This is a genomic window from Klebsiella sp. CSG-1 (assembly GCF_056521145.1).
Map to the genome: position 1 here is coordinate 77528 of NZ_JBWNLD010000013.1, position 17812 is coordinate 95339.

Consider the following 17812-nt stretch of genomic DNA (forward strand, 5'->3'; position numbering starts at 1 on the left):
ATCGATGTTGCATAGCAATTTGTAAGAGGCATTTAACATGATACCTGTGGTCGCGCTTGTCGGGCGCCCTAATGTTGGAAAATCCACGCTTTTCAACCGTTTGACGCGCACTCGTGATGCGTTGGTCGCGGATTTCCCGGGGCTGACTCGTGACCGTAAGTACGGTCGTGCTGAAGTTGAAGGTCGTGAATTTATCTGTATCGATACCGGCGGTATCGATGGCACAGAAGATGGCGTTGAAACCCGTATGGCGGAACAGTCGCTGTTGGCGATTGAAGAGGCGGACGTCGTGCTGTTTATGGTCGATGCGCGTGCGGGCCTGATGCCTGCTGATACCGCGATCGCCAAACATCTTCGCTCCCGTGAAAAGCCGACTTTCCTGGTGGCGAACAAAACCGATGGTATTGATGCCGATCAGGCGATTGCCGACTTCTGGTCACTGGGCCTCGGCGATATCCATCCGATCGCTGCGTCTCACGGTCGCGGCGTGACCAGCCTGCTGGAGCACGTCCTGCTGCCGTGGGCCGAAGAGATCGACCCGTCGGAAGAGGTCGATGAAGATGCGGCGTACTGGGCGCAGTTTGAAGCGGAACAGAACGGTGAAGAAGCGGAAGAGCCAGAGGACGACTTCAACCCGCAAGATTTGCCGATTAAGCTGGCGATTGTCGGCCGTCCGAACGTGGGGAAATCCACGCTGACCAACCGTATCCTCGGCGAAGACCGCGTGGTGGTCTACGACATGCCGGGGACGACGCGCGACAGTATCTACATTCCGATGCAGCGCGACGAACGTGAATACGTGCTCATCGACACCGCGGGCGTGCGTAAGCGCGGTAAAATTACCGACGTGGTCGAAAAATTCTCGGTCATCAAAACGCTGCAGGCCATTGAAGATGCCAACGTGGTGATGCTGGTTATCGATGCGCGTGAAGGGATTTCCGACCAGGATCTTTCTCTGCTCGGTTTTATCCTCAACAGCGGCCGCTCGCTGGTGATAGTGGTCAATAAGTGGGATGGCCTGAGCCAGGAAGTGAGAGAGCAGGTTAAAGAGACGCTGGACTTCCGTCTGGGCTTCATTGACTTTGCACGGATTCACTTTATCTCCGCACTGCACGGTAGCGGCGTCGGTAACCTGTTCGAATCCGTACGCGAAGCGTATGACAGCGCAACTCGTCGCGTCGGGACGGCGATGCTGACCCGTATCATGACCATGGCGGCAGAAGATCATCAGCCGCCGCTGGTGCGCGGCCGTCGCGTGAAGCTGAAATACGCCCATGCCGGTGGTTATAACCCGCCGATTGTGGTCATCCACGGTAACCAGGTAAAAGACCTGCCGGACTCCTATAAGCGTTACCTGATGAACTACTTCCGCAAGTCGCTGGACGTCATGGGGACGCCGATTCGTATCCAGTTCAAAGAAGGGGAAAACCCGTTTGCCAACAAACGCAATACCCTGACGCCGAACCAGATGCGTAAGCGTAAGCGCTTGATTAAACACATCAAGAAAAGCAAATAAGAGAAACCCGCCGCTGGCGGGTTTTTTTATCTCTCAACAACCCGTGATATTGGTGAATCACGTTTGCCGCCCGTTCGATGTGTATAATACCCCTATTATTTCCACCAATTTACTGGCAGGTCACTATGCAGACTGGATTTGTTGGGCTGGGCGCGGTAGTCGAAACCGCTTATCTTCCCGCGCTGAGGCATCTGGAGAACCCCATGAGCGAATGCTGGGGCTTCGATGTGAATCCTGCCAGGAGATTAGCGGGGATAACCCGCTGTGAGTCATTAGCGGCACTGCTCGGAAAACCGTTAGATCTGCTATTTATCACCACCGCGTCGTTGCAGCATCTTCCGGTGCTGGAGGCGGCGCTGGCATCAGCCTGTCCGCGCATTGTGGTGGAAAAACCGGTTGTGGCGACCCTTGAACAAATGACCCGTCTGCGTGAGCTGCTCAGCGAGCTGCAGCATGCGCGGCGGGTACTGGCGCTCGATCACTGGATGGCGCGGGACGGCGCGCTGAAGCGGGCATTGGGTGAGCTGGACGATCGCTGGCAGGGGGAAGATGAGCTGCAGTCCCGTCGGCCTCTGCTGTCGTCAATCCAGGATATCGTGCGTATTGACGGCTTTTTGCAGGAGCCCAGCGGATTTAACGACCAGGGCGAACCCGTGGCGCTCAATTTTGCCACCGGTGAGCCGGATACGCGCCAGTTGCGCCATCCTGACGGCGTGATTCTTGATATTGGTACGCATGTGCTGGCGATGTTGCGCGAAACAATCCGCTACTGTGGTGGGACGGATGAGATGCACCTTGAAATCCGGCAGGCCAGCGATCGGCTGGGTCATGCCATTGCCCGTGGAGATACGCAAACCGCGGAAGGCAATGCCCATCTGCAGGGGGAACTCAGCGGTATCCCGCTCAATATCTGGCTAAACAAATATGCCGGGCCGGCGGGAGGACAAAAAGGAGTGCGCATCTGGCTACGCGATGGACGCATTATCAATCAGGACCGGCGCGATAATTGCGAAGTGGTGGAGCTGATTGATGGCGATCGTATTGAGCGCTGGCGGCGGCCGGGCGCTATCTATGAGCATTGCCTGGGCGAGCATATCCTGGGGAAAGACAGCCTGTTTGTTCGCGCTCCCGAGGAAGTGTCCCGGTTAACGCAGCGACGGATCGGCGAAGTGGCGCTATTGCTTGAATTACAGCAACAATTGCGTGGGCCACACTGAACCGCCGCCGTGGTAAACTGGATAGACGAACATTCGGTAAGGAATCATCATGGAACTCGCATGCCCCATCTGTCGCGCGCCGCTGGCACGACAGGATCACAATGCACACTGTCAGCACTGTGCGAAAGACTTTGCCCTGGAAGCCCGCTGTCCGGATTGCCACAAGCCGCTGGAGGTTTTAAAAGCGTGTGGCGCAGTGGATTATTTTTGCCAGAACGGGCACGGGCTGATTTCGAAAAAACGCGTGGAGTGGGCAGCGGTAGAATAACCGGTGTTACTTTTTCTTCGCCCGGGTTTTCTTCACCGGCGTAATCGTTCTGACTTCGCTTTCGACCCAGCCGTCATTTAAACGAGTGGTCAGCAGATCGCCTGTCTTCACCTGTTTGGTTTGCTTCAGCACTTTGCCGTCGCTGGCGGAGGTTACGCTATAGCCGCGGGCCAGCGTTGCCAGAGGGCTCACGGCCTCCAGATGGGTAACCGCGTTGCCGAAGCGCTCGCGGCGCTCGCTTAAACGCGAGCGGATGCTCTCGGCGAGGCGGTACTCGAGTTGCTGAATGCGTGACTGAATACGGTGGATGCGCGGCTGCGGGTTTTGCATGTTCAGCCGCTGAATGACGCGCTGTTGACGCTGATCGGCGCGTTTCATCTGCGTTTCAAGCGCAAGGCGTATCCGCTCGCGTAGCCTTTCCAGCGCCGTTTGCTGGCGTACTAATCGCAGCTGAGGATGCTGCTGCTGAAGACGATGGAACAGCTGGGTAAAACGACGGTGACGGTTGGCGATAAAATAGTCCATCGCCATTTCCAGACGTTGCTGGCCGGACTGCAGCTGGCGCAGCAGCTCCTGCTGATTGCGGCTGACAATCTCTGCAGCGGCTGAAGGAGTTGGCGCCCGCAGGTCGGAGACAAAATCGGCGATGGTGACGTCGGTTTCATGGCCGACGGCGCTGACGACCGGAATGCGGCTGGCAAAAATCGCCCGCGCTACCCGTTCATCGTTGAAGCTCCATAAATCTTCCAGAGAACCGCCGCCGCGGCCAACGATCAGCACATCACACTCTTCGCGAAGGTTGGCTAATTGTATGGCGCGAACGATTTGCCCTGGCGCATCGTCGCCCTGAACCGACGTTGGGTAGATAACCACCGGCAGCGACGGATCGCGTCTTTTCAGCACCTGCAGAATGTCGTGTAGCGCCGCGCCGCTTTTCGAGGTGATGACGCCTACGCAGCGCGCAGGGGAGGGGAGCGCTTGCTTATGCTGCTGATCGAAAAGACCTTCCGCCGCCAGCAGCGCTTTTAGCTGTTCATACTTTTGCTGTAACAGCCCTTCACCGGCAGGCTGCATGCTCTCGACGATAATCTGATAGTCGCCGCGCGGCTCATACAGCGTGATATTGGCGCGTACCAGTACCTGCTGTCCGTGCTGCGGGCGAAAAGTAACCCGACGGTTGCTGTTGCGAAACATCGCGCAGCGCACCTGGGCGTTATCGTCTTTTAAGGTGAAGTACCAGTGGCCGGAAGAGGGCTGGCTGAAGTTGGAGATCTCGCCGCTGATCCAGACCTGGCCCATTTCCTGTTCCAGCAGCAGGCGAACCGTCTGGTTTAGGCGGCTGACCGTGAAAATTGCAGGGGATTGAGATGGCAACATGTGAGCAAGATCAAATTTTAAATCAGCAGGTTATTCAGTCGATAGTAACCTGATGATGGACGATCGCAAGTATTATTTTCAAAAAAGGGTAGATGCAATCGGTTACGCTCTGTATAATGCCACGGCAATATTTATCCACCCTGGTCGAGATATTGCCCATGCTACGTATCGCTAAAGAAGCTCTGACGTTTGACGACGTCCTCCTCGTTCCCGCTCATTCTACCGTTCTGCCGAATACTGCCGATCTCAGCACCCAGCTGACGAAGACCATTCGTCTGAATATTCCTATGCTCTCCGCAGCCATGGATACCGTAACAGAAGCGCGCCTGGCAATTGCCCTGGCACAGGAAGGCGGCATCGGCTTTATTCACAAAAACATGTCCATCGAGCGTCAGGCGGAAGAAGTTCGCCGCGTGAAGAAACATGAGTCCGGCGTGGTTTCCGACCCGCAGACCGTACTGCCTACCACCACCCTGCGTGAAGTAAAAGTGCTGACCGAGCGTAATGGCTTTGCTGGTTATCCGGTGGTGACCGAAGACAACGAACTGGTCGGTATCATCACCGGTCGCGACGTCCGCTTCGTGACCGACCTGAACCAGCCTGTCAGCGTTTACATGACGCCGAAAGAGCGTCTGGTTACCGTGCGCGAAGGCGAAAGCCGCGAAGTCGTGTTTGCCAAAATGCACGAAAAACGCGTTGAAAAAGCGCTGGTTGTTGATGATGGCTTCCATCTGCGCGGCATGATTACCGTTAAAGATTTCCAGAAAGCGGAACGTAAACCGAATGCGTGTAAAGATGAGCATGGTCGTCTGCGCGTCGGCGCAGCGGTTGGCGCAGGCGCAGGCAACGAAGAGCGCGTAGATGCGCTGGTTGCTGCAGGCGTTGACGTTCTGCTGATCGACTCCTCCCACGGCCATTCTGAAGGCGTTCTGCAGCGCATTCGTGAAACCCGTGCTAAATATCCTGACCTGCAAATCATCGGCGGCAACGTGGCCACCGGTGCCGGCGCACGTGCCCTGGCTGAAGCGGGCGTGAGCGCGGTGAAAGTAGGTATTGGCCCTGGTTCTATCTGTACTACCCGTATCGTCACCGGCGTTGGTGTCCCGCAGATTACCGCCGTCTCCGACGCGGTAGAAGCGCTGGAAGGTACCGGCATTCCGGTTATCGCCGATGGCGGTATCCGTTTCTCCGGCGATATCGCGAAAGCAATCGCTGCTGGCGCTGCTGCCGTGATGGTCGGCTCCATGCTGGCGGGTACCGAAGAGTCCCCGGGTGAAATCGAGCTCTACCAGGGGCGTTCTTACAAATCTTATCGCGGTATGGGTTCTCTGGGTGCGATGTCCAAAGGCTCCTCTGACCGTTACTTCCAGAGCGACAACGCTGCGGACAAACTGGTACCGGAAGGTATCGAAGGCCGCGTTGCCTATAAAGGTCGCCTGAAAGAGATCATTCACCAGCAGATGGGGGGCCTGCGCTCCTGTATGGGACTGACCGGTTGTGGTACCATCGACACCCTGCGTACCAAAGCGGAATTCGTGCGTATCAGCGGTGCTGGCATCCAGGAAAGTCACGTTCACGACGTGACGATCACCAAGGAATCCCCGAACTACCGCATGGGCTCCTGATTTTCATCGCCCGGTCATGCGCCGGGCGATTTTATTTAATCGCTACTGCTCTGGAATAAACGTCAATGACGGATAACATTCATAAACATCGCATTCTAATCCTGGACTTCGGTTCTCAGTACACCCAGTTGGTTGCGCGTCGCGTACGTGAATTAGGGGTTTATTGCGAGCTGTGGGCCTGGGACGTAACGGAAGCTCAGATTCGTGAGTTCAATCCTAGCGGCATCATTCTTTCCGGCGGCCCGGAAAGCACCACTGAACATAACAGCCCGCGCGCGCCGCAGTATGTGTTCGAAGCCGGTGTACCGGTGTTTGGCGTTTGCTACGGTATGCAGACCATGGCAATGCAGCTGGGCGGCCATGTAGAAAGTTCTAATGAGCGCGAGTTCGGCTATGCGCAGGTTGAAGTTGTTACCGATAGCGCGCTGGTGCGCGGTATTGAAGACTCCCTGACCGCTGAAGGCAAGCCGCTGCTCGACGTCTGGATGAGCCACGGCGACAAAGTTACCGCGATCCCGTCTGACTTTGTTACCGTTGCCAGCACTGAAACCTGCCCGTTTGCCATTATGGCGAACGAAGAAAAACGCTTCTACGGCGTGCAGTTCCACCCGGAAGTGACCCACACCCGCCAGGGTATGCGTATGCTGGAGCGCTTCGTGCGCGACATCTGCCAGTGTGAAGCTCTGTGGACGCCGGCAAAAATCATCGACGATGCCGTTGAGCGTATCCGCCAGCAGGTTGGCAATGACAAAGTGATCCTCGGCCTCTCCGGCGGCGTGGACTCCTCCGTGACCGCAATGCTGCTGCACCGCGCTATCGGTAAAAACCTGACCTGCGTATTCGTGGACAATGGTCTGCTGCGTCTGAACGAAGCCCAGCAGGTTATGGACATGTTCGGTGACCACTTCGGTCTGAACATCGTTCACGTGGAAGGCGAGAAGCGTTTCCTGGACGCGCTGAAAGGCGAGAACGATCCGGAAGCCAAACGCAAAATCATCGGTCGCGTGTTCGTCGAAGTGTTCGACGAAGAAGCGTTGAAGCTGGAAGACGTTAAATGGCTGGCGCAGGGTACCATCTACCCGGATGTCATCGAATCCGCTGCGTCTGCAACCGGTAAAGCGCACGTCATCAAATCTCACCACAACGTGGGCGGCCTGCCGAAAGAGATGAAGATGGGGCTGGTTGAACCGCTGCGTGAGCTGTTCAAAGACGAAGTGCGTAAGATTGGTCTGGAGCTGGGCCTGCCGTACGACATGCTGTACCGTCATCCGTTCCCGGGGCCGGGTCTCGGCGTTCGCGTACTGGGCGAAGTGAAGAAAGAGTACTGCGACCTGCTGCGTCGGGCGGATGCTATCTTCATCGAAGAGCTGCATAAAGCCGACCTCTACAACAAAGTGAGCCAGGCGTTCACCGTGTTCCTGCCGGTCCGCTCTGTAGGCGTCATGGGCGATGGCCGTAAGTACGACTGGGTCGTTTCCCTGCGTGCGGTCGAAACCATCGACTTTATGACCGCGCACTGGGCGCACCTGCCCTATGACTTCCTTGGCCGCGTCTCCAACCGCATCATCAACGAAGTCAACGGCATTTCCCGCGTCGTCTATGACATCAGCGGCAAGCCGCCGGCAACGATCGAGTGGGAATGATTAACGGCTAGTTAATATCATTCCATATCAGCTCAAAACAACATTCAACCCTCTGTTTTTACAGAGGGTTTTTTATTATATCAATCCATATCTATTCACTCTACCTCACTTTTTTTCACGGTATATGTGACGGTATTACCCGAAAGGTATACTCTCATACCGTCAGAATTATGGATGCCATACGGGTGAACAGTGCTTACCGATACCAAATTAAAAAACCTCAAGCCGCAGGATAAACTCTACAAGGTTTCAGACCGCGATGGGCTCTATGTCGCCGTGCTCACATCAGGCAGCGTCTCGTTCCGCTATGACTACCGGATCAACGGGCGCCGTGAGACTTTGGTCATTGGTCAGTATGGCCGTGACGGTATATCCCTGGCGGAAGCCCGTGATGAACTTATAGCCGCGAAAAAGCTACTCAACGCAGGCCAGTCACCGGCTGCGGCGAAGCGTGACGGTATCAAACGGATCCGCGGAGCTGAAACATTTGCGGTACATACCGACAGTTACATGAAGAATGTTGTTCTGGCTGAAAGCACCCGGGCGATGAAACAGTCCGTGATCGACAGAGATATCCTTCCGGCGCTGGGGAACAAAATGATGTCGGAGATAACGACGCCGATGGTGCGTGACCTTTGCGATCGGATAGTCGAGCGCGGCGGGAGGGCGACAGCGGTGCAGGCTCGCGAAATTATCAGCAGCGTTTATCGGTACGCCAACGACCGCGGACACGGGTTATTCAACCCGGCAGCAGACATCAAACCTTCAGCAATAGCCATGTTTAAACCGCGCGACCGATGCCTGCAGCCGGAAGAAATTGGTGTTCTGTTCAGGATCCTGGATACCGTAAGCACGTTGCCGACCCTGAAACTGGCGGTAAAGCTCATCCTGATCACCATGGTGCGTAAAAGTGAGTTCACTCTCGCAACCTGGAAGGAGGTGGATTTTGCCAAATCGACCTGGACGATATCTGCTGACAGGATGAAGGGCAGCCGCTCGCACGTTATTTACCTGCCGTCTCAGGCTCAGGATCTGATGGTCGGCCTGCAGATGTGCGCCGGCGGCAGTGACTATCTTCTGCCTGGCCGGTACAGCACCAGTAAGCCGCTATCAAACGCCGCTCTTAACTCCGTTATCGATCGCGCGGTGGCTGCTGCCGCTGATGCTGGGGAGAGCCTGCAACCTCTCACTGTGCACGACCTGCGCCGCACTGCGAGCACGCTGTTGCATGAAGCCGGTTTCCCATCTGACTGGATAGAGAAGGCGCTGGCGCATGAACAGAAGGGTGTGAGGGCGGTTTATAACAAAGCTGAGTATTCCCGGCAGCGCGCCTACATGCTGCAGCAGTGGGCCAATATGGTTGATGCGTGGATAAACGGGGAGCATTACGACCTGGTGCCGTTCTCCCCGTCTGCGTTTGAAAAGTGGATGGAAGGAAAGTAAAGCCACCTGCATTGCGGCTATACGAAAACATCAGTCGGGTCGCCGTGGGATGCGGCGGCTTCGTTCGCCTCCCGGCGCAGGCTGAGGAAGGCGCCAACCGGATCCCAACTGGTGAGTATTTCGTTAATAGCGTTCTGGCTGTGACATGTCACAATCCGTTTTTTTAGCGCAATGGCGCAGGCACCAATATTCGCCCGGGTCGGGCCGGCCATTTTCATGCACAGACACAATGTGATCAGCATGTCGGCATATTCATCAGCGGCTGCTTCGAGAATCGCCGGATCGATGCGTTGCTTTAATTCCTGAATTTTGTGTTTAGCGCTCATTATGTCACCTTAATAAAGGCGGGGCATGCCAGCCTGTCGTCGTGAGTTTTGTGGCAATAAGGGCATTCCCTGAGATGCTCATAAGCATGGTTCAGCACAATTACCGATTGATGTGGATGTAGTGCCACGCCGTTCTCAAACATTTCGCGTAGGAACTTAACCATGGCGTTTGCCGAATCCCGCTGCTCGCGATAACGCCCTGATTCTTGTTGCAGCCTGAGTATTTCCCCGTTCCGCTGATTGATAACAGCGCGGGCCTCTTCAAGCTGGCGGATTAGTGATGCTTCGTCTGAAAAATTCATGCGGCCTCCGTCTTAACTACCGGCACGGCGCAGCCTGGAAGAAGTTCAACCACCGGCGCCGTGCACTGGTTACCCCATACATCGAATCCGTGAGACGACTGGCGGGCGAATAGCTCAATACGCGGAATATCGCCCAGCAGCTGCACAAGCTTCTCGCGGATGATGTCAGGCTTGCGTGAGTTCTCCATGCGTGGGGCCGTGACGTGCTGGCAGATGGAAGCATCCATGCGTTCAGGAAGTTTGCCTCGCACTGCAAACAGGCAGTCTTCGCTATTCGCCCGGGTCATGTGACCCATGCCGATAGCGCTGTTACCTTTGTGCTTATTGGTCTTGTGCCAGGTAAAGCCTTTCATGGTCATCAGACGGAAACCCCATGCTTCAACCACTCGCAGTGCCTCGAGCGGCTGAGTCGGCACCCACCACATAGCCAGCAGGCAATCTTCGGCGGCCAGTTCCCACGCCGGCAGCCTGCAGATATCCAGAACGTTCATTACCGGATACTTGAACCCGGCGCCGCGGTCGCCGTCAGCTGCCTTATCGCGATACGCCCAGGGAGGATCTGCGTAAATCAGGGTGTATTTAGTCATAAACCACCCCACTTGTAGCGCAGATCCCTGAGTAATCACCGCGGCGCAGGCCATTACCGCGACCAATGCACTGAACTCTTCGTACTGCTATGCGGGCACGCTCTACTTCTCCCATTGCGACATCCATGCACTCAAGCCACAGACGCGCCGCCAGGCGGTACTGGCCTTTGTTTTCACGCTCTATCGCTCTCTGTTCAATCGCAATGGCAGCAGGTGTAACGGAGATAACCTTTGATGCTCTGCGCTGCGGAGCGTACTGTGCGTGATACTTTTCAATGCGGTTCATTTTATCCAACCCTCTCGAAATATAATCGCCAGCAGGAACAGCCAGGCTGATATGGCGGCCAGGTACCAGTACCAACCTGACCACCTGGCCCAGTGGCGCGCCAGAACCGTCATGCCGCATTACTCACCGGTCGATACTGGCGCTGATCGACCGGCGGCTTTTTTCCCGTGTATTCAACTGGGCTGTCAGCCTTGCGTTTATCTAACCACTGCTCCACCTCTTCCTTGGTCCAAGCGCAGCGACGATCAGTGATATACCAACGCTTCGGGAATTCGCCTTCCGCTTCAAGTCGGCAAATCGTGCTCCATGACAGCGGCACCACCGACAGAAGTTCCTTCTTGCCAAATGCACCTTTCATATTTCTTCTCCTGTTAAAGTGCGGCGCCGTGGCGCCGAGGTGGTGGTTACATCGGTACTTCGTTCAATTCATCGCGGCGGATGGTGTAGATGTCGGTTGCTTTAGAAAGACGCTCATCATCGTTAGCCAGATTTTTGGCAACGTATTTGTATGCCTTATCCAGATCAGCGATGGTGTTGTAGTTCATTGCTGCATCAGTGAATGCCTTCAGCATTTCATCAGGGTCACGACTATCAGATTTGCTGGTCTTCTCTTCCTGATGTTGTTCAGGCTTAGCGTTGATAAGAGAGTTCATCCCGGCCGCTGTGCTGGATGGCGGCGTGATGTCTCGCTCAACGCGCGGCGTGGTTTCCTGCAGTTCGTCAGGCGTGTAAACCCCGAGAATTACATCAGGGCAGTAAAGTCGAGCCCAGCGTTTAACACCCAGATACGCCAGTTGTTGCTTTGGATCGCTTCCCCATAAAGTTGAGTTACGAACCTGAGCCTGGGTAAGCAATAGGTCCAGTACTCGAGGCTCACTTTCACCTTTCAGCGTTGCCCAGATCTTTACCCCACATCCTTTTTCATCCGCTGCTGACCATCCAGCTGCAAGATACTTTTTCCCTTTGTCGTTTGTTTTTTCGATGAACTTTCCGATCACGTTTTCCCATGGCCCGAACCATTCAAAGTGAACGCGATCCTTCGTTGGAGCCATTGCGGTAATGGCTGCGTTTACCAGTTGTGCTTCATAACCCAACGCGCCGTTAATGACGTGGGTTTTCTGCGCTACAGCGAAGGGATTCATCCCCCACTGTGCAGCCTGCATTGCTACCGCCATACAGTCAGCCGGCTTTCCTGCAAGATGTGCCGGTACCGTAACCCGGCTCTGGGCCATCAACTCGGCAAACCGCACCAGTTGATTAATACCTTCCGGGCTGAATATTGCAGCCGCGGTGCCTACAGTTGCTCCTGGCTGAGATGTGATTGCGATGTCGTTGCTCATACGTACATATCCTGTTTGCGTGCCCAATCAGGGCGTTTAATAATTTCCACGCCGCCCCACTCATCGGACAGGCGACACTGGTGATAGGTATTCAGGTCCCGGCGGAACAGCGCCATTCCGGTATCAACGTCTGGTGCGTCCAACTCAAACACGCGCACCGGGTAGCGGCCACAGTCGATGCTTTCGCTGACTGCCAGGAAAAAGAATCCATGCACCTCGCCGGTAACTTTTTGCGCGCCTTCGCAGTACATGGCGTTCTGCACGTGGTACCGGAATTCCTCTATGTGCCGTGCAAAGCGTTCAATATCGGCCACTTTCTTCACGTCGACGATCACGTTGTGCTCATTGAGCCACTTATCCGGGCGTATCCTGCACAACTCGCCGGTCTCGTCGTCATTCCAGTACATCGATGTTTCGCAGTGGCCTGGCGCCTCCAGCATCCAGCGCGCCGCCGGGTGGGCCATTGCGCTGTCACGCATCAGTTTCAGTTTTCGGCCCTGTTCGGCATCCATCACCGTCATACCCATACCGGCAACATCGCGCAGGAATGCTTCTTCATCTGCTTTACCCTGGTTGGTGCGGCGGTTGAACTGCGGCGCTACGATGAAGCGCTTATCGAATTCCTCCGGTTCCAGAAGCAGGCAGTGCAGGGCCGTACCCATATCCAGTGCGGACTTTTTCTCTTCGTCCTCTGGCGCCGCCTTGATCCACTTCAGCAGGGCCGGATTTTTAGCCAGCAGGTCGAGCTGCGACTTACTCACGCCGTCGCCGGCATGGTAGTCCTCGTTGCTGATATCGTGATAGATTCCTGGATTCATGCCGCTGTCCTCGCGCTGTCTATCTGGTCGGCTAGGTCCAGGCGGGCAACGATTCCGGTCAACTCGCGCTTAAATGTCGACATGACCTCTTCGAACTCACAGCTTTCGCGAGCAGCGTCGAGGATCTCTTTGCGTACCCCGGCGCGAAGCAGTGCTCGCTCGAACGTCTCATCCATGTCGGCGCCGCTGACTGCATCAATCAGCTCAACGTGGCGGTCGTACAAATTCGACGACATCTGGTAATCACCGCCGAACTGAGCGACGATTTTTTTCAGGTTGTTGAATTGCTGAATGTTCATAACCACCTCAGTATTTGATGGTTGTCGCCGGAACTTTCCCGCGAGCTATAGCGACGACGCAGGATTTTGCCCAGTCCTCAGGGATCCCCTGGTCGATAAGAGCCTGAACCGCTGTTGCATTGATGCTTCGGCGATGCTCAACATCAGCAGCTCGGCGCGCCTCTTCTTCTGCAATGCGCTTCTGTTCAGCCAGGAGAGCGGCTTCTTTTTCTTCGGCTTCACGACGGATGCGATCGGCTTCTTCCTGCGCCTTTCGGCGCTCGGCATCGATAGCGGCTTGTTTGTCAGCCTCTGCTTTCTGCTCAGCTGCAATGCGGTCACGATCTGCCTTTTCAGCGGCTTCCTTCTTCTCACGTTCAGCGCGTTCCTTCGCTAAAAGCGCTTCACGCTCTCTGGCCGCAGCGGCGTCGATTTCACGCTGTGCCTGTTCCGCCGCTTCACGCTTCGCTTTCTCTTCCGCCTGGCGCTTAATCTCTTCTTCGCGAGCAATGCGCTGGCGTTCTGCTTCCGCCTTCTTCTCAGCCTGTTCGCGGTCGAAAGCGTCATTCATCAGCATGGCCATTTCATGATCGACGTCCAGTCTGGTCGCTAGTGCTTCCGCCTCTTTTTTTGCTAACTCTTCAGCTTCTACACGTGCTTTTGCTTCTTCCCATTCAGTGGCTGGGCGGCGAATGTCTACAGCCAGTTCATCCAGCGCATCGCGTACCTTTTTTCGGCTTGCATCGACCAGCGCAGGGCGCTTTTTCATTTCAGCAACCAGTGCTTTACCGGCGTCGTCAATAACCGTTTTGGTACGGCGAACTGTTGATGCCATGCTGATATAAACACCGCGGCCTTTAACCGTATTTACATCACCGACTACCGATGTCGCTTTCTGGCGGATGTCAGTAATCAGGCGATCTATGTATTCATCGCTGATGAATGCCGCTTCAAGATCTGCCGCTGCTGGTAGTGTTACCAGAACAAGTTCTTTTGATTCGCTCATTTAACCATCCCCATTTCCGTTTTCACCGCCAATTTATTGACGTATGCCCAGTCGAACGCCTCATGCAGTGAGCGAAACTTCCAGCTCATCAGCCCGCATGCGGTGACGCAGTACCAACCGTTGATGATCTGCCACTGCATAATCGTTACCTCAATGTGTTACCGATGGGGTAATAATTATTCATATGTGACATGGTGTCAATAGATATGACATCTAAAAATTACCCGTGAGGTAATGATTTGGGCAATAAAAAAGCCGCTCAATGGCGGCTTAGTTACTGAAAGATATGTGTTTTATGACTTGCTTTTTGTGTGCTGCTCTATCACGAAATCAATGAAACTTTCGATCTTCTCTTTTTCACCCTGAGGTAACAAAGCGAATTGCTCGTGGTCATATTTGATGGCAGCCCGGCCATCCTGGGGGAGCAGAAGCTCATAGGTTTTCCTGCCGAACGCCGTCGCAATGGCTTCGAGGTGCGCGACGTTTGCCGAAACCTCATTGCGCAAAATGCGGTTAATTGATGGCTGACTGACGCCGGATGCATCCGCCAGGCGCTGCTGAGAAGAAAGCTCCTGGTTGTTACTCATCCACTGCTTGAGATTATGCACGACGATTTCACGGACATCGCCAAAGGCAACATCATCCACGTCGTCCAGGGTAGAGAGTTTATGGTCAACGTCGAGCCAGTTAGTCTGGCGCCGGGCCGCAGTCTCTATTTTGCGCGCTGATGCGTCGCCAATGACCTTTTTGCCATTCACCCAGCGGTTGACCAGATTTGACTGAATACCCATGCGCTCCGACAGCCGCGACTGAACGCCACCGAAGTCAGTGGTAATTAAGTCCTTGAGATTTTCCCGGCGAATGTCATGGATGCTTTTCATGGTCAGGTAAATATTACTCTCTATGTGAATAAGTTAGTTATTAAATTTAAAGCGATTTTACCCCACAGGTAAATGAACCTCTAGGGTAACAAAACTTGCTTTTTGTTACCTTTTGGGTGAATATTGATTATCTGAAATGAATATCAGGCAATAGTTATGAGCGAAGAAATTAAGTTCGATTTCAAACAGCACTGGCTTGATCTGACTCCGGACGAACGTACAGCTTTCGCTAACGACGCCGGAACGACGAGCCACTACATTCAAACCCACCTTACCGGAAAGCGTAAGATGCCTGGTAAGCGTTTGATGGATGGGCTTTTTAAGGCTTGCAAATCCCGTCAGTGGATTAAAAATAAAACAGAACTCGCCGTATTTTTCTACTCCTGAATCGCCTCAAATCTCCCTCTCTGCCGCCGTCTGGCGGCTAAGCCATATCTATTCACACCTCAAAGGTAACAATTATTCATTTTTGGTTGATCTTTTTGTGTCTTGGTGCAAAATTACCAAAGATAAACACCAAAGAGGGCAGCCAATGAAACGAATTACTCAGCGAGAGGCGCTTGATTTTGGCCTCACTCGCTTCTACACCGGCAAAAAATGCATCCATGGCCACGACAGCGAGCGCTATACGCTCAGCGGTCAGTGCGTCCAGTGCAACCACGAGCGCGCCCGACGCCAGGCTCAGCTGCGCTCGGAAAAATTAAAAGCTACACGAAAGGCCCGGGAGGCAGCATGAAAGAACGCGGAATGATTTTTAACGGGGAAATGGTGCGAGCCATTCTCGATGGCCGGAAGACGCAGACGCGGCGCCCTATCAAATGGAGGCAGACGCGCGCTACTGAAATCGCTGAGCGTGAAGACGGCAGTAAATGGCCCTGGAGCGAGGACACTGAGAACGTGTGCGATTACTGGCATCCGTGCCCCTTCGGCAACGTTGGCGACCGCCTGTGGGTGCGGGAGACCTTCGCCTGCCTCGGCAATGAAGACGGATGCGCTATCGACTGGAACGATAATCTGGTCAAAGGCGGCGGCCCTGAATCGGCACGTATTTACCGTGCAAGCTGCGAACAGAAGCCCGGCAATTATGGGTTGTGGTCAATCCCTGACGATGCATTCTGGAAACCGCACACCGACGAAATGCAATTCGAAGGCGCCTGGGTTCCTTCCATCCACATGCCTCGCTGGGCCAGCCGCATAACTCTGGAAATCACCGACGTGCGTGTCGAGCGGCTCAACAGTATTAGCCAAGAAGATGCTCAGGCTGAAGGCTTGGAGCTTACCGGATGGCGGCCAACATACTCTGACCCGGATAGCGGCGGCGAGGTTATGACGCCATACGACAACTTTGCTGAGTTGTGGTCATCCATCTACGGCGACGAAAGCTGGCAGGCCAATCCCTGGGTTTGGGTTATCGAATTTAAGGTAGTCAATTGCGGAGGTGATTGATGGCCGGTGACTGGATCAAGATGCGCGCTGACCTGCATACGCATCCGAAAGTTGTCCGCATGGCGTCCGCATTGAATGCGGACAGACTTCGGATAGTTGGAGGACTACATTCCGCATGGTGTCTTTTTGATGTCCATTCTGTTGACGGATTTCTTGACGGATACAGCGCTGAAACTCTCGATGACATGATCGGATTCCCTGGTTTTTCTCGCGCAATGATTGCTGTTGGCTGGCTTGAGGAAGACGGTGAAAGCCTTGTAATGCCTCGCTTTGATTCGCATAACGGCCAGTCTGCAAAGCGCAGGGCACAGGATGCAGACAGGAAAAGAAACGTCCGCAAAACGTCCGCACCTGAAGCGGACAAAATGCGGACCAGAGAAGAGAAGAGAAGAGAAGATCTAAAAGATATAGATCCCCCCAACCCCCCAAGGGGGCGGGAGACTAAAAAATCATATCCGTATCCTGAGCAACTCAATGCTGAAGCCTGGGAGGAATGGAAAGCCTACCGCCGGGAAAACAGGTTCAAGGCATATGCGCCAACTGAACGGAGCGAGGGAGCTGCGATTACTGAGTTGATAAACCTCTCTGGTGGTGACCGACAGCGGCAGATGATGATTGTGAAACAGAGCATGGCCAAGGGGTGGAAGGGGCTGTTTGAGTTGAAAGATGGTTCTGGCAGGCGTGACGTTAACGTAATGTCTCAGCCTGACAATAAGATCCCGCCAGGTTTCAGAGGTGGACCACCTATCGGGTGATCTACTGTGCAACTGGGGCAGCATTTTTTTTGCTTTTCAGTGTTACCGTAAAGGTAATAAAATTAACGCAAGTCTATTGATATTAATCCGTATGTGTATTTTAATTACCTGAGAGGTAAATCATGCGTAAGTCACTTCAGGCCCTGGGAAGGCTCAAGGCCGGGACGATGAACAAAACCGAAGAGGCTTACTGCCAGCACCTCGAGCTGCGCAAGCGCTACGGGGAAATCGTCTGGTACCGGTTTGAAGGCATCAAGTTGCGACTGGCAGACAACACGTTCTACACGCCTGACTTCTCCGTGATGCTGGCGAATGGACAGATGGAAATGCACGAGGTGAAGGGCTACTGGACCGACGACGCCAGGGTGAAAACCAAAGTCGCCGCAGACCAGTACCCGTTCCGTGTCATCGGGATAACGAAACTGCCGGCCAAAGCTGGCGGCGGCTGGAAGGTCGAAGAGTTCTAAAACGACGATCCTGATAGATATCAAATGAATCAATAAGTTAAACGGGTAAGCGGGGGTAAGTATGGATTTCGATTTCGTGAATTACAGTCGGCGGTCACTGCTGCTGTTCGTGATGGTAGCAAACATCATTGGGTGGATAGTGCTCGCTCCTGTCCTGTATGCGGCTTATCTGGCGATCAAATGGGTGATGGCATGAGCGAACTGACAGCAGCACTGGCGACTATCGAGAAG

24 protein-coding genes are annotated in these 17812 nt (G+C 54.4%); 12 read left to right on the forward strand and 12 right to left on the reverse strand.

Annotated elements, in window-relative coordinates; genetic code table 11:
- Positions 1-37 precede the first annotated feature (37 nt).
- From der to AC007G_RS24220, 3 genes are all read left to right on the forward strand, one after another.
- Positions 38-1516: a ribosome biogenesis GTPase Der gene (der, locus tag AC007G_RS24210; RefSeq protein ID WP_004866324.1), complete on the forward strand. Its 1479-nt coding sequence runs from the start codon at positions 38-40 to the stop codon at positions 1514-1516.
- Between the two features lie 125 nt (positions 1517-1641).
- Positions 1642-2733 (forward strand): Gfo/Idh/MocA family oxidoreductase, encoded by a 1092-nt coding sequence (locus AC007G_RS24215; protein WP_142630901.1) that lies wholly within the window; start codon positions 1642-1644, stop codon positions 2731-2733.
- 49 nt (positions 2734-2782) lie between these two features.
- Positions 2783-3001, forward strand: a complete 219-nt coding sequence (locus tag AC007G_RS24220) for a zinc ribbon domain-containing protein (RefSeq protein WP_032686505.1) — start codon at positions 2783-2785, stop codon at positions 2999-3001.
- A gap of 6 nt (positions 3002-3007) precedes the next feature.
- Here AC007G_RS24220 and xseA read toward each other — a convergent pair whose 3' ends face one another.
- Positions 3008-4378, reverse strand: coding sequence for an exodeoxyribonuclease VII large subunit (gene xseA, locus AC007G_RS24225; protein WP_142630902.1), 1371 nt, complete (start codon positions 4376-4378; stop codon positions 3008-3010).
- A gap of 158 nt (positions 4379-4536) precedes the next feature.
- On the opposite strand from xseA, the gene guaB reads away from it, so the two are divergent.
- The 3 genes from guaB (at position 4537) to AC007G_RS24240 (ending at position 9089) form a co-directional block, all read left to right on the forward strand.
- Positions 4537-6003, forward strand: a complete 1467-nt coding sequence (guaB, locus tag AC007G_RS24230; RefSeq protein ID WP_032686508.1) for an IMP dehydrogenase — start codon at positions 4537-4539, stop codon at positions 6001-6003.
- Between the two features lie 65 nt (positions 6004-6068).
- A complete protein-coding gene (gene guaA / locus AC007G_RS24235; RefSeq protein ID WP_032686509.1) occupies positions 6069-7646 on the forward strand; it encodes a glutamine-hydrolyzing GMP synthase in 1578 nt (525 codons plus the stop codon).
- A gap of 192 nt (positions 7647-7838) precedes the next feature.
- On the forward strand, positions 7839-9089 hold the full coding sequence (locus tag AC007G_RS24240) for a tyrosine-type recombinase/integrase (protein WP_479466694.1): 1251 nt from the start codon (positions 7839-7841) through the stop codon (positions 9087-9089).
- Between the two features lie 17 nt (positions 9090-9106).
- Here AC007G_RS24240 and AC007G_RS24245 read toward each other — a convergent pair whose 3' ends face one another.
- The 11 genes from AC007G_RS24245 to AC007G_RS24295 form a co-directional block, all read right to left on the reverse strand.
- Positions 9107-9415: a DUF7740 domain-containing protein gene (locus AC007G_RS24245; RefSeq protein WP_479466695.1), complete on the reverse strand. Its 309-nt coding sequence runs from the start codon at positions 9413-9415 to the stop codon at positions 9107-9109.
- Positions 9415-9717, reverse strand: coding sequence for a hypothetical protein (locus tag AC007G_RS24250; protein WP_479466700.1), 303 nt, complete (start codon positions 9715-9717; stop codon positions 9415-9417). Before AC007G_RS24250 ends, AC007G_RS24245 begins: the two co-directional genes overlap by 1 nt.
- The gene (locus tag AC007G_RS24255; protein ID WP_479466696.1) at positions 9714-10304 is read right to left on the reverse strand and encodes an MT-A70 family methyltransferase; all 591 of its coding nucleotides are present in this window, start codon (positions 10302-10304) and stop codon (positions 9714-9716) included. The genes AC007G_RS24250 and AC007G_RS24255 overlap by 4 nt, the downstream gene beginning before the upstream one ends.
- On the reverse strand, positions 10297-10590 hold the full coding sequence (locus AC007G_RS24260; RefSeq protein WP_104895955.1) for a PerC family transcriptional regulator: 294 nt from the start codon (positions 10588-10590) through the stop codon (positions 10297-10299). Before AC007G_RS24260 ends, AC007G_RS24255 begins: the two co-directional genes overlap by 8 nt.
- Positions 10591-10699: 109 nt before the next feature.
- Entirely contained in the window at positions 10700-10948 is a 249-nt protein-coding gene (locus tag AC007G_RS24265; protein ID WP_088401927.1) for a helix-turn-helix transcriptional regulator, read from the reverse strand.
- Positions 10949-10994: 46 nt separating this feature from the next.
- Complete coding sequence (locus AC007G_RS24270) at positions 10995-11930, reverse strand: RecT family recombinase (RefSeq protein WP_479466697.1); 936 nt, start codon at positions 11928-11930, stop codon at positions 10995-10997.
- Complete coding sequence (locus AC007G_RS24275; protein ID WP_223526025.1) at positions 11927-12748, reverse strand: PD-(D/E)XK nuclease-like domain-containing protein; 822 nt, start codon at positions 12746-12748, stop codon at positions 11927-11929. Before AC007G_RS24275 ends, AC007G_RS24270 begins: the two co-directional genes overlap by 4 nt.
- Complete coding sequence (locus AC007G_RS24280; RefSeq protein WP_201405874.1) at positions 12745-13047, reverse strand: hypothetical protein; 303 nt, start codon at positions 13045-13047, stop codon at positions 12745-12747. The genes AC007G_RS24275 and AC007G_RS24280 overlap by 4 nt, the downstream gene beginning before the upstream one ends.
- 7 nt (positions 13048-13054) lie before the next feature.
- Complete coding sequence (locus AC007G_RS24285) at positions 13055-14032, reverse strand: coiled-coil domain-containing protein (RefSeq protein ID WP_223526026.1); 978 nt, start codon at positions 14030-14032, stop codon at positions 13055-13057.
- Positions 14029-14172 (reverse strand): hypothetical protein, encoded by a 144-nt coding sequence (locus AC007G_RS24290; protein WP_479466699.1) that lies wholly within the window; start codon positions 14170-14172, stop codon positions 14029-14031. The genes AC007G_RS24285 and AC007G_RS24290 overlap by 4 nt, the downstream gene beginning before the upstream one ends.
- A 153-nt stretch (positions 14173-14325) precedes the next feature.
- Positions 14326-14913 (reverse strand): helix-turn-helix domain-containing protein, encoded by a 588-nt coding sequence (locus tag AC007G_RS24295; protein ID WP_305841090.1) that lies wholly within the window; start codon positions 14911-14913, stop codon positions 14326-14328.
- A gap of 156 nt (positions 14914-15069) precedes the next feature.
- Here AC007G_RS24295 and AC007G_RS24300 point away from each other — a divergent pair, with 156 nt between their 5' ends.
- From AC007G_RS24300 to AC007G_RS24325, 6 genes are all read left to right on the forward strand, one after another.
- Positions 15070-15300, forward strand: coding sequence for a hypothetical protein (locus AC007G_RS24300; protein ID WP_088401934.1), 231 nt, complete (start codon positions 15070-15072; stop codon positions 15298-15300).
- Between the two features lie 145 nt (positions 15301-15445).
- Positions 15446-15649, forward strand: a complete 204-nt coding sequence (locus tag AC007G_RS24305) for a hypothetical protein (protein WP_241723042.1) — start codon at positions 15446-15448, stop codon at positions 15647-15649.
- Positions 15646-16359 carry an ASCH domain-containing protein gene (locus AC007G_RS24310; protein ID WP_305841089.1) on the forward strand — a complete coding sequence of 238 codons (714 nt, stop codon included), beginning with the start codon at positions 15646-15648 and terminating at the stop codon, positions 16357-16359. The genes AC007G_RS24305 and AC007G_RS24310 overlap by 4 nt, the downstream gene beginning before the upstream one ends.
- A complete protein-coding gene (locus AC007G_RS24315; protein ID WP_305841088.1) occupies positions 16359-17114 on the forward strand; it encodes a DNA replication domain protein in 756 nt (251 codons plus the stop codon). Before AC007G_RS24310 ends, AC007G_RS24315 begins: the two co-directional genes overlap by 1 nt.
- Before the next feature lie 122 nt (positions 17115-17236).
- A complete protein-coding gene (locus AC007G_RS24320) occupies positions 17237-17581 on the forward strand; it encodes a DUF1064 domain-containing protein (protein WP_152305973.1) in 345 nt (114 codons plus the stop codon).
- 61 nt (positions 17582-17642) lie between these two features.
- Positions 17643-17777: a hypothetical protein gene (locus AC007G_RS24325; RefSeq protein ID WP_318040852.1), complete on the forward strand. Its 135-nt coding sequence runs from the start codon at positions 17643-17645 to the stop codon at positions 17775-17777.
- Positions 17778-17812: the final 35 nt, after the last annotated feature.

Bases quoted from the DNA above. Each gene is read 5' to 3' on its own strand.
- der (WP_004866324.1), top strand. From the start codon at position 38: ATGATACCTGTGGTCGCGCTTGTCGGGCGCCCTAATGTTGGAAAATCC.
- AC007G_RS24215 (WP_142630901.1), top strand. From the start codon at position 1,642: ATGCAGACTGGATTTGTTGGGCTGGGCGCGGTAGTCGAAACCGCTTAT.
- AC007G_RS24220 (WP_032686505.1), top strand. From the start codon at position 2,783: ATGGAACTCGCATGCCCCATCTGTCGCGCGCCGCTGGCACGACAGGAT.
- xseA (WP_142630902.1), bottom strand. From the start codon at position 4,378: ATGTTGCCATCTCAATCCCCTGCAATTTTCACGGTCAGCCGCCTAAAC.
- guaB (WP_032686508.1), top strand. From the start codon at position 4,537: ATGCTACGTATCGCTAAAGAAGCTCTGACGTTTGACGACGTCCTCCTC.
- guaA (WP_032686509.1), top strand. From the start codon at position 6,069: ATGACGGATAACATTCATAAACATCGCATTCTAATCCTGGACTTCGGT.
- AC007G_RS24245 (WP_479466695.1), bottom strand. From the start codon at position 9,415: ATGAGCGCTAAACACAAAATTCAGGAATTAAAGCAACGCATCGATCCG.
- AC007G_RS24250 (WP_479466700.1), bottom strand. From the start codon at position 9,717: ATGAATTTTTCAGACGAAGCATCACTAATCCGCCAGCTTGAAGAGGCC.
- AC007G_RS24255 (WP_479466696.1), bottom strand. From the start codon at position 10,304: ATGACTAAATACACCCTGATTTACGCAGATCCTCCCTGGGCGTATCGC.
- AC007G_RS24260 (WP_104895955.1), bottom strand. From the start codon at position 10,590: ATGAACCGCATTGAAAAGTATCACGCACAGTACGCTCCGCAGCGCAGA.
- AC007G_RS24265 (WP_088401927.1), bottom strand. From the start codon at position 10,948: ATGAAAGGTGCATTTGGCAAGAAGGAACTTCTGTCGGTGGTGCCGCTG.
- AC007G_RS24270 (WP_479466697.1), bottom strand. From the start codon at position 11,930: ATGAGCAACGACATCGCAATCACATCTCAGCCAGGAGCAACTGTAGGC.
- AC007G_RS24275 (WP_223526025.1), bottom strand. From the start codon at position 12,748: ATGAATCCAGGAATCTATCACGATATCAGCAACGAGGACTACCATGCC.
- AC007G_RS24280 (WP_201405874.1), bottom strand. From the start codon at position 13,047: ATGAACATTCAGCAATTCAACAACCTGAAAAAAATCGTCGCTCAGTTC.
- AC007G_RS24285 (WP_223526026.1), bottom strand. From the start codon at position 14,032: ATGAGCGAATCAAAAGAACTTGTTCTGGTAACACTACCAGCAGCGGCA.
- AC007G_RS24290 (WP_479466699.1), bottom strand. From the start codon at position 14,172: ATGCAGTGGCAGATCATCAACGGTTGGTACTGCGTCACCGCATGCGGG.
- AC007G_RS24295 (WP_305841090.1), bottom strand. From the start codon at position 14,913: ATGAAAAGCATCCATGACATTCGCCGGGAAAATCTCAAGGACTTAATT.
- AC007G_RS24300 (WP_088401934.1), top strand. From the start codon at position 15,070: ATGAGCGAAGAAATTAAGTTCGATTTCAAACAGCACTGGCTTGATCTG.
- AC007G_RS24305 (WP_241723042.1), top strand. From the start codon at position 15,446: ATGAAACGAATTACTCAGCGAGAGGCGCTTGATTTTGGCCTCACTCGC.
- AC007G_RS24310 (WP_305841089.1), top strand. From the start codon at position 15,646: ATGAAAGAACGCGGAATGATTTTTAACGGGGAAATGGTGCGAGCCATT.
- AC007G_RS24315 (WP_305841088.1), top strand. From the start codon at position 16,359: ATGGCCGGTGACTGGATCAAGATGCGCGCTGACCTGCATACGCATCCG.
- AC007G_RS24320 (WP_152305973.1), top strand. From the start codon at position 17,237: ATGCGTAAGTCACTTCAGGCCCTGGGAAGGCTCAAGGCCGGGACGATG.
- AC007G_RS24325 (WP_318040852.1), top strand. From the start codon at position 17,643: ATGGATTTCGATTTCGTGAATTACAGTCGGCGGTCACTGCTGCTGTTC.